Raw genomic sequence first — 9,774 nt, forward strand, 5'->3', positions numbered from 1 at the left:
CGCCGTCAGCTCGCGTGCGGCCTCCGAGGTCACAGGCCGCGCGGAGGTCCCCGCCTCACCCGACGAGGGCTGCGCGGAAGCCACTCCGTCGTGGGACGCGGGCTGTTCGGGCTGCGCGGCCGGGGGCGGTGCGGACGTGGCCTCAACGGAAGCGGGTCGCTCGGCACTCGCCTCCGGAGGGGGCGCGGGGTCCGTCGCGGGAGTCGTCGTCAGGGGGAACCGGTGTGGGGGTGTGCGGGACTCGCACCCAGGGAGCAGCGCCCCAGCCAGGACAGCGAGCAACCCCGCCCGCCGGAGCCCCCGCGAGAACTCGGGAACCTTCATGTGGTCCGCGAGCGTAGACGAAAGCCCGGGGGCGCGCATGTTCTGGACCCCACGCTCGGCCGCCTTGCGGGCCGCCCCGGCGTGGCTTCCCGGACATCGCATCCGTCCTGCATCACACGCTCCGCCCGGACGCCCGCGAGCAAGAACCGGATTTTCCGCGCCCCAGCGCAAATGCAGGGTCCGGCCGCGAACATGGTCCCTTCACATGGCGCGGTGTGCCCCCAAATTATCCGCCGCGAATATGGGCAAGAACCGGCTCACAACGTGGACGAAGCTCCACCGGCGATTTGGCGACCACGTGCGCCGCATGCGCAACAGCCGCTCGCTCACGCAGGAGGCGCTCGCCGAGCGCAGCGACCTGTCGGTGGACGCCATCCGCCGCATCGAGCGGGGCGCCTTCTCTCCGTCGCTCGACACGCTGGGCAAGCTGTCCGTGGGGCTGGACGTGTCGCTGAAGACCCTCTTCCACTCCTTCGACCTGGAGCGCACCGACGGCGTGGCGGAGATCTGCGACTTCCTCGCGGGCCGCTCCGGCACCGAACTGAAGCTCGCGTGGCGCGTGCTCCAGGCCATGTTCGACGAGCGTTGAAGGCGCGGCACCGTGCCGGTCGCACCCGGCAGATGTTCCCTGTCACCCCGGCCGCGATTGCCCTATGCGTCGGGGCAGATGAGCCGCGCGCCTCCCACCCTCCTCCTCGTCGAAGACGACAGCGACCTGCGCGACGCGCTCGTGGAGATCCTCCACGCCGAAGGGCACACCGTCGCCGCCACGGGGACGGGTGACGAGGCGCTCTCCTGGCTGGAAGCCACCCGGTCCCCGCGCTGGTGCTCGTGGACATGTGGACGCCGCGCAAGGACAGCTGGCGGCTGCTGGACGCCCTGCACCACCAGCCGCGCTTCGCGGACCTCCCCGTCGTGGCCATCAGCTCCAGCGAGGAGCGCCACCCCGCCATCCGCGAGGTGCTCTCCAAGCCCTTCGACCGGGAGGCCCTGCTCGCCGGGGTGCGCCGCTTCGTGCACCCGCTGCACTGACGCGCTCAGCCGCCGGGGGCCCGCTGGACCAGCCGCCCCGCCACGCCCGGGTCCAGCCGGAACGAGTCGAAGAAGCGGTCCGCGTCCTTCGGCGCGCGCCCCTCCGGGTGCAGCAGCAGCTGCTGGTACAGGCGCGGGCCCACCATGAAGAAGCGGCCCCGCAGGCGGCGCGGACCGGACAGTCCCCCCACCTCCTGGCCCGGGAAGCCGCCCTCCATCTCCAGCGGCTTCGCGGTGATGGCCGTCGCGCCCAGGGCCTCCAGCGCGCCCTGGCTGGCGCGGTCCACCACTTCGCGAGGGCTCACCCGCGCCACGGCCGCGGGCGGGAAGTCCGTATAGGAGACGTAGTAGGCGGTGTCTTCCTGCGTGCTCGCGGCGATGAACGTGTGCAGCGTCACCTCGCCCACGTCCGTGGGCTGCACGCGCCGCTCCTCCGTGACGGGGCCGGGGAACGTCACGCTGAAGCCCCCTTCCGGGGACTGGACGACGGAGGACGGCGCCTCCCGCACGGGCTCGGCGGCGGACACGGGGGGCTCGGTCTGGGTGCGGCCCGCGCACCCTCCCAGCACCAGCAGGGCGGCGGCCAGCGGCACGGCCCGGTGGGAACGCTTCATCATCCAGACGGCTCCTGACATGGGGCCGCAAGGTACGCCCTGCCCCGCCCGGGCGCATCCCTCCGCGTCACCCGGGCACGCTTCAGGCAACGCTTCCCCCCGCCCTCAGTGCATCGCGCCGGCGGGTTCCTCCTCGTCGGCGGGCGCGGGCGGGCCGGCGGAGGACACCCGGGCCAGGTGGACGCGGAACACGGAGCCCTGGCCGGGCTGGCTCTCCACCTCGATGTGGCCGCCGTGCGCCTCGATGATCCGCCGCGACACCGACAGCCCCAGCCCCACGCCCGGGGCGCGCTGCTTCGCGTTGCCCGCGCGCTGGAACGGGATGAAGAGGCCCTTGAGGTCCTCCGGCGACATGCCAATGCCCTGGTCCGCCACGGCCACCACCACGTGCTCGGCGTCCCCGCGCACGGACACCTCCACGCGGCTGCCCGAGGGGGAGTACTTGAGCGCGTTGCTCACCAGGTTGGTCAGCACCTGCTCCAGCCGGGCGGGGTCCGCGCGCACCAGCACCGGGGCGTCCGGAACCACCAGCTCCAGCGTGTGCCCGGAGTCGCCGGACTGGTACAGCTCCACCACGGAGCGCGCCAGCTCGCGCGTGTCGCGCACCTCCGGCTGGAGCTCCAGCTTGCCGGCCTCGATGCGGGTCGCGTCCAGCAGGTCCCCCACCATCCGGTCCAGGCGCGCCACCTGCCGGCGCACCAGCCCCAGCGTGCGCTGCATCCGCTCCGGCGTCATCTCTCCGCGGCCCGTCAGCGACGTGGACAGCTTCAGCGCGGACAGGGGGTTGCGCAGGTCGTGCGCCACGCCGGCCAGGAACGCCAGCTGCTGCTCCTGCTGGTGGGTGAGGCTGTCCGCCATCTCGTTGAAGGTGTGGGCCATGTCGCGGATCTCCGACGGGCCCTGCTCGGGCGCGCGCAGGTGCCGCCCGCCCCGGCCGAAGCCGGACATCGCCTGCCGCAGCCCCGTCACCGGGCGCAGCGCGAAGCGCCGCAGCCAGAAGATGACCAGCCCCAGCGTCGTCAGCAGCAGCAGGCCCAGCACCAGCCCCAGCACGTTGGCCGTCTCGCTCCAGTACGCCGCGCGCTGCCGGGCCTCCTGTGCCTGGTCCACGTTGAGCTGGATGAGCCGCTCCAGCGACCGCAGCGCCGCGTCCAGCGGCGGCGTGGCCGCCGCGCCGTGCTGGGCCTCGGAGAGCCCCGGACGCAGCGGCGCCTGCTGCGCGTGCAGGTAGGCGTACACCTGCGTCTGGACCTCCGCCACCATCCCGCGCTCCTCCTGGGTGGAGGCGGTGCCCTGCATCTCCACCAGCTGGCGGCGCAGGTCGGACTCAATCTGCGGCGGCGAGCGCCCGCGCGACGGGTCCGCGAGGAGGGGAGCGCCCGGCAGCGCCACGAGGCGCGAGTGGACGAGCAGGTCCACCTCCAGCTCCTCGGCCTGCCGGACGCCTTCCACGGATTCACTCAGCGTGGAAGCCATGCGCTCCAGGGCGGTGGTCAGCACCACGAGCAGGGTGGCGGCCACCACGGTGAGCAGCACCAGCCCGCCCACCACGGTGGAGAAGAAGGCGCGCAGGCTCATCGCGCCTCCTGTGCGGGCCTCCAGCCGACGTGCCTGGTCATGTTCGGGCATCCTCCCTCCGGGCCCGCGCCAACCCATCTGGTCGCCGCCCTCTTCCTGAGGAAAGCAACAAGCGTCCGATATCGTGGATTCGCGCCCCGGATGCGGGCAGGCCTACGGCTGACGCCGCCCTCAAAAGGAGCCGGCCTCCCAAGGCCCGGCCATGCTAGTCAGCACGCACAACGCGGCTCGATGCGCCCTCCCCCGGACTCCGGGCGCCCCCCCTTGCTTGAAGAGGTCACCCGATGGATCTGCTCGCACCACCGGCCCGCACGCTGAACTTCGACGCCTTCTGGCGTTGGCTCCAGGAGCACACCAACTGCATCCTGCGCTGTGGCTCCCCCGACATGACGTTGTTCGACCATGACGACTTCCACTGGATGCTGATGGAAGAGGAGCGCCAGCACGTCCTCCAGCTCATCAAGGGCAAGTCGCTGGTGGGCGAGATGGTGATGGTGGGCCGTGAAATCTCCGAGGTGACCATCTCCCCGGATCCGGACGCGGATCCGCAGGCGGGCCACTTCCTGGCGGAGCTGATGGGCGGCCCCAAGGAGGACCCGCAGGTGATGTACCACTTCATCATGGCCCACGGCATCGAGCCGGTCGCCGGCCACCAGGGCTTCAAGCACTAGGCGTCTGTTGGACTTCAAGGCCCGCCCCCTGGCAGGCCGCTACCTGCCCGGCCTGCCCTTCGGGGGGTGACTCCGGGGGGCCACCTCGAGGAGCTCGTGCTCATCGCGCGCGAGCATCGCCGTCAGCAGCGGGTGCTGGAACCTCCGCTCCGCCGTGATGGCATAGAACGTCTCGAAGAGCCCCGGAACCACGCAGTGCTCGTGCAGCACGCCCTCGCGGAGCTCGTCGCGAACCACGACGGACGGCACCAGCGCGAACGCATGGGCATCGCGCGCCAAAAGCCGCATCGTCGCCATGTCGTCCACCTCGGCCAGGGTGCGGACGCGCACGCCGAGCTGCTCGCACAGCGCATCGAACTCCGAGCGGATGGCGCTCTCCCGGCCGGGGACGATCATCGGCGCGTCGGTGAGGCTCTGCGGAAAGCGGAAGCCCTTCTGGCGCTTCGACCCGACGATGCTGACGGGCTGCCGGGCGATGCGCCGGCAGCCGAGGCGGCCACCCGGCTCCCGCGAGGGCGGCCGGTTCGCGAGGACGAGATCGACCGCGTGGTCTTCGAGCCGGAGCAGCAGCTCCGCCAGCCCCCCGGACTCCAGGCACAGGCGCACGTGGGGCTGCTCCAGGAGCGGCTTGACGAACGACTCCTGGAAGTTTCGCGACAGCGTGGCGACCGCGCCAATGCGCAGCACCTGCCCGGACTGCCGGCCGTGCTGGAGCGTCGAAACCAGCTGGCTGCCCGCCGTGAAGATCTCCTCGGCGTAGGCGAGCGCGATCTCCCCGGCCTCCGTGAGCACGAGCCGGCGCCCGGCCCTGCGGAACAGCGCGTTGCCCAGCTGCGCCTCCAGCTGCTGGATTTGAGACGACAGCGCTGACTGCGCCACGCACAGGCGCGCCGCCGTCCTGGTCAGGTTGCCGTCCTTCGCGACCGCCCAGAAGTAGCGAAGGTGGTGGAAGTTGATCTGCTCGACGTTCACGTTCCATCTCCCAAACAGAACGGTATGAGCCTTTTTATGTGTTTTTCAAGAACCAAGGCGTCTGGTTACACAGCGCCTCATGAACACGCCCGAGGAGTGGTCCTTCGTCGTCCCCGTCATCGCGCTGGCGATTCCCGTGACCCTTGCGCTCGCCGCGGTCCTCTCACCCCGGCGCGCCGGACTCGCGAGCGGCGCCGCGCTGGGGCTGGCGCTTCTCGTGACCGGCGGTGCCGCGCTCACGTGGGGCGCGGCAATGGAGACGGGGCCGCGCCTCGGGGTGCGCGTCGACGCCGTCACCTGCGTCATGCTGCTCCTGGTCGCCACCCTCGGGGCCATCATCGTCCGCTACTCGCGGACCTATCTCCAGGGCGCCCCCGGGCTCGTGAGGTACCTGCGCTGGTTGTTGCTGACGCTGAGCGCCGTCACCGCGCTGGTCATCGCGAACAACCTGCTCGTCGTGGTGCTGGGCTGGACCGCGACGAGCGTCGCGCTGCACCAGTTGCTGACGTTCTATCGCGAGCGCCCCGCCGCGCTCGTCGCGGCGCACAAGAAGTTCCTCGTCAGCCGGCTCGCGGACCTCTGCCTCGTGGGCTGCCTCGCGCTCGTCCATCAAGACGTGGGCAGCCTTGAGCTTGACCGCATCGCCGCCTGGGCTGGCGCGCATCCAGCGCTGCCCCCTTCGATGCAGGCCGCCGCGGTGCTCCTGGTCATCGCGGTGGCGCTGCGGTCCGCGCAGCTCCCGTTCCACGGCTGGTTGCTCCAGGTGATGGAGGCTCCGACCCCGGTCTCCGCGCTCCTGCACGCAGGCGTCGTGAACATCGGCGGCTTCGTCCTGCTGCGGCTCGCGCCGTGGATGGCTCACGCGGCGCTCGCGCAGCTGCTCCTCGTGGTCATCGGGCTCGGCTCGGCCCTCATCGCCGCCCTCGTCATGACGACCCGGGTCAGCGTGAAGGTCTCGCTCGCCTGGTCCACGTGCGCGCAGATGGGGTTCATGCTCGTGCAGTGTGGCCTGGGCCTGTGGCACCTGGCGTTGCTGCACCTCGTCGCGCACTCCCTCTACAAGGCCCACGCCTTCCTGAGCGCGGGGACGGCCGTCGACGAGTGGCGGCTGCGCGCCATGACGAAGCGGCCGCCCCCGCCATCGTGGGGCCGCCTCGGCGTCGGGGTCCTGGTGGCGGCCGGGAGCGCGGCGCTCTGCGTCCTCGTCCTGCGGCACGCCGCCGCCTTGCGCCCGGACGATGAGCGCTCCGTTCCCCTGCTCGCGCTCGTCGTCGGCCTCTCCCTGGTCCCGCTGCTCACCCGGAAGACGGCCAGCCTCCTCACGGCCGCCGGCGTGGCACTGCGCGTGAGCGGAGTCGTCCTGCTCTATGTCGGTTGGCACGCGGCCGCGGCGCGGCTGATGCCCTCGCAGGACGCGGCGTCGAACGGTCCCGGCTGGGTCCTGGTGGGCCTGGGCTTCGTTGGCCTCTTCGCCGTGAAGGCAACCCTCCAGCTGCTGCCGGAGGGGCGGCTCGCGCGTGCCGTCTACCCCTGGCTGTTCGCCGGCCTCTACCTCGACGAACGCTTCACCCGCCTCACCTTCCGCGTCTGGCCGCCCCGGCTCCAGCGACGGTCGGAGCCCGCTCCCGCAACCCGCATCCAGGAAACCCTCGAGGCCCACACATGAGCACGCCCAACGCCGCCGCCATGGCTCGAAGCCAGGAGCCCTCCGTCCCGAGCGCCTCGCCCGACCCGCTCCTCGACCAGGTCTTCCAGCGCGCCTGCGCGCGGATCGCCCCGACCTGGCCGCTCGACCGCTTCATCGCCGTCAATCCCTTCTGGGGGCTGATCGACTCGCGGCTCCCGGAGGTCGCGGCACGGCTGCAGTCCCTGTCCGGCGCGCGGCTGCTCATGCCGCGCTCGTGGTACCGGCAGGCCTATCGCGAGGGCCGCCTCCGCGACGAACATCTCCAGGCCGCGCTCGACGCGAGCGATTCGACCGCGTCGCTCACCCACCTCCGCGCGCTGCTGGAGCAGGACGAGCCGGCGCCCACGACGCGCGCTCGCGTCGTGGACGTGGTGGACGCGGGGCGAGACCTCGTCCACGAGGCGTCGTGGCGCGGCTTCATCACCCAGAGCGTCAGCCAGTTCTGCGCGGGCTACTTCGACGAAGGGCAGGCGCAGCTGGGGCCGCCGCGGGAGCTTGGGCTGTACGCGAGCTGGCGGCAGCATGCGCTGACAGACCGGAGCCCGGCGCTGCTCATGCGCGCGACGTCCTACCGGAGCCACGCCAGCGCGCTCCCCGCGACGGCCCGCGAGCTCGCCCAGACCGCGCTCGCGGCGCTCGAGGTCCCGCCGCGCGAGCAAGAGAACTACCTCTGGAGCTTGCTGCTGGAGCAGAACGGCTGGGCGTCATGGTGCGCGTACCGGCGCTGGACCGCACGGCTCCAGGGAAGCGACGATGACACCCTCCACGACCTCGCCGCGATTCGCCTCGCCTGGGAGTGGATGCTCTACCGCGGCGGCGGAGACGCGGTCGCCCGGAGCTGGAAGACCGCCATGGCGAGCTGGCCGCAGGTTGACGCCGCGGCGGCGGCTTCCCGCTCGAGCGATTGGCTGCTCCAGGCGGCGCTGGAGATCGCCTGGCGAGAGCCCGTCCTGCGCGCGCTGCCGGCCGGTCTTCGCACCCCGCGCCGCACGGCCCCGTCGGTGCAGGCCGTCTTCTGCATCGACGTGCGCTCGGAGGTCTTCCGACGCGCCCTCGAGACCATCGCACCTTCGGCCCACACGCTCGGCTTCGCTGGCTTCTTCGGCGTTCCGATGGACTACCAGCCGCTCGGGGCTGCCGCCGCGCGTCCGCAACTGCCCGGACTCCTCGCGCCTCGCCTGCGCGCATCGGACACGGGGCTGGGGCCGGACGCGGAAGCGCGACGTACCCGGCACTTCGACCTCGCCGCCGCGTGGAGCACGTTCAAGACGGACGCGCTGTCGACCTTCACGTTCGTCGAAGCGCTCGGGCTCACCTACGCAGGAAAGCTCGTCAGGGACAGCCTCGGCCTGGGAGGGGCGCGGAGACTCGACAGCGTCGGGCTCTCCCGCGAAATGGACGCCAGGCGCAAGCCACGCGTGAGCGGCGCGGTGGATGGCGGGCCCCTGGAGTTCGAGGCGCGCTGCGACCTCGCCGCGGGCATGCTCCGCGGCATGAGCCTGACCCACGACTTCGCGCGGTTCGTCCTGCTCGTGGGACACGGCAGCGCCACCCGCAACAACCCCCACGCGGCGGGGCTCGACTGCGGGGCGTGCTGCGGACAGACCGGCGAGGTCAATGCGCGTGCCGCCGCGGCGCTGCTCAACGAGCCCGAGGTGCGAAAGGGGCTCGCGAAGCGGGGAATCCACGTCCCCGAGAGCACGTGGTTCGTGCCGGCGCTCCACCACACGACCACCGACGAGGTGGAGCTGTTCGAGGTCGATGAGGCCCCGCCCTCTCATCGCGTCGACCTCGACGCGCTCCGGTCGTGGCTCGCGGAGGCGGGGGCCCGCGCGCGGACCGAGCGCGCCCCCCTGCTGGGGCTCGAGGGCGCCGGGCCTTCGAAGCTCCACCAGGCCATTCGCGAGAGGACCACCGACTGGGCCCAGGTCCGCGCCGAGTGGGGGCTCGCGAACAACGCGGCGTTCATCGTCGCGCCACGCGAGCACTGCCGTCATCTGGACCTTCAGGGGCGCTCGTTTCTCCACGAGTACCGGCACCAGGAGGATGAAGGCTTCGCCGTCCTCGAGCTGATCATGACGGCCCCGATGGTCGTCACGCATTGGATCAACTTCCAGTACTACGCGTCCACTGTCGACAACGCGCGCTACGGCAGCGGGGACAAGGTGCTGCACAACGTCGTCGGCGGCCATCTCGGCGTCTTCGAGGGGAACGGCGGCGACCTTCGGATTGGACTGCCGATGCAGTCCCTGCACGATGGTGAGCGGTGGGTGCACACGCCGCTCAGGCTGAGCGTGTTCATCGAGGCGCCGCGCGCCGCGATTTCCGCGGTGCTGGACAAGCACGCACACGTCCAGGCGCTGGTCACCAATGGCTGGCTCTCGCTCTTCCAGATCGATGAAGAGGAGTGCGCCATCCACGCCCTGCGCGGCGGGCGCTGGCACCGCGAGACGCCCATGAGCGCGCCAGCGCCAACGCCGAGGGCCTGACGGCCGCACGCGCGCACGGCCAACGAGAGGCCCGGCCGCCTCTGCCTGCGAACCGGGCCTCGCCCTGCTAGCGCGCCACGCGCTCGATGGCCTCCACCGCCGCGTGGACGCCATTGTCCCAGGCAGCGGGGCGCGCGTGAAACGCCTCCTGGAGCACGGACGCGACCTTCGCCTCCAGCTCCGCCGCGTCCCCCACCCGCTCCGCCTCCGTCAGCCGCAGGGCCTGCCGGTCGTAGAGCCGGGGCCGCGCCCAGGCCACCAGCGGCGTCCCGGTGGCCCGGGCCTCCTGCACGGTGTTGTAGCCGCCCGCCCCCACCAGCACGTCCACGCCCCGCAGCACCGCGAGCGCCGGCCAGAGCACCAGCCCCGACGCGTGGGCCGTGGGAACCAGCCACCGCACCACGGCC

General features: G+C 72.0%; 8 protein-coding genes and 1 pseudogene. 5 read left to right on the plus strand and 4 right to left on the minus strand.

Translation table 11 applies throughout. The features are described from left to right. The first annotated feature begins 565 nt into the window (after positions 1-565). Both ACLEQD_RS29155 and ACLEQD_RS29160 read left to right on the plus strand, forming a co-directional pair. On the plus strand, positions 566-913 hold the full coding sequence (locus tag ACLEQD_RS29155) for a helix-turn-helix domain-containing protein (RefSeq protein WP_410388484.1): 348 nt from the start codon (positions 566-568) through the stop codon (positions 911-913). Between the two features lie 248 nt (positions 914-1,161). Next, complete coding sequence (locus ACLEQD_RS29160; RefSeq protein WP_410388486.1) at positions 1,162-1,356, plus strand: hypothetical protein; 195 nt, start codon at positions 1,162-1,164, stop codon at positions 1,354-1,356. A 5-nt stretch (positions 1,357-1,361) separates the two neighbouring features. On the opposite strand, the gene ACLEQD_RS29165 is transcribed toward ACLEQD_RS29160, so the two are convergent. Together ACLEQD_RS29165 and ACLEQD_RS29170 are read right to left on the minus strand one after the other, a co-directional pair. Then, the gene (locus ACLEQD_RS29165; RefSeq protein WP_410388488.1) at positions 1,362-1,973 is read right to left on the minus strand and encodes a hypothetical protein; all 612 of its coding nucleotides are present in this window, start codon (positions 1,971-1,973) and stop codon (positions 1,362-1,364) included. 102 nt (positions 1,974-2,075) lie between these two features. Continuing rightward, positions 2,076-3,548, minus strand: coding sequence for an ATP-binding protein (locus ACLEQD_RS29170; protein ID WP_410388490.1), 1,473 nt, complete (start codon positions 3,546-3,548; stop codon positions 2,076-2,078). A gap of 284 nt (positions 3,549-3,832) precedes the next feature. On the opposite strand from ACLEQD_RS29170, the gene ACLEQD_RS29175 reads away from it, so the two are divergent. Further along, positions 3,833-4,219 (plus strand): serine/threonine protein kinase, encoded by a 387-nt coding sequence (locus ACLEQD_RS29175; RefSeq protein WP_410388492.1) that lies wholly within the window; start codon positions 3,833-3,835, stop codon positions 4,217-4,219. Positions 4,220-4,258: 39 nt separating this feature from the next. On the opposite strand, the gene ACLEQD_RS29180 is transcribed toward ACLEQD_RS29175, so the two are convergent. Next, on the minus strand, positions 4,259-5,191 hold the full coding sequence (locus ACLEQD_RS29180) for a LysR substrate-binding domain-containing protein (protein WP_410388493.1): 933 nt from the start codon (positions 5,189-5,191) through the stop codon (positions 4,259-4,261). Positions 5,192-5,270: 79 nt separating this feature from the next. Here ACLEQD_RS29180 and ACLEQD_RS29185 point away from each other — a divergent pair, with 79 nt between their 5' ends. Both ACLEQD_RS29185 and ACLEQD_RS29190 read left to right on the plus strand, forming a co-directional pair. Next, positions 5,271-6,857 carry an NADH-quinone oxidoreductase subunit L gene (locus ACLEQD_RS29185; protein WP_410388495.1) on the plus strand — a complete coding sequence of 529 codons (1,587 nt, stop codon included), beginning with the start codon at positions 5,271-5,273 and terminating at the stop codon, positions 6,855-6,857. Then, positions 6,854-9,367 (plus strand): YbcC family protein, encoded by a 2,514-nt coding sequence (locus tag ACLEQD_RS29190; RefSeq protein ID WP_410388497.1) that lies wholly within the window; start codon positions 6,854-6,856, stop codon positions 9,365-9,367. The genes ACLEQD_RS29185 and ACLEQD_RS29190 overlap by 4 nt, the downstream gene beginning before the upstream one ends. Positions 9,368-9,434: 67 nt before the next feature. On the opposite strand, the pseudogene ACLEQD_RS29195 reads toward ACLEQD_RS29190, so the two are convergent. Next, positions 9,435-9,774 (minus strand): annotated as a pseudogene (locus ACLEQD_RS29195) (hypothetical protein); the annotation flags it as partial.

This window comes from Corallococcus sp. 4LFB (assembly GCF_046520365.1).
Classification (GTDB): domain Bacteria; phylum Myxococcota; class Myxococcia; order Myxococcales; family Myxococcaceae; genus Corallococcus; species Corallococcus caeni.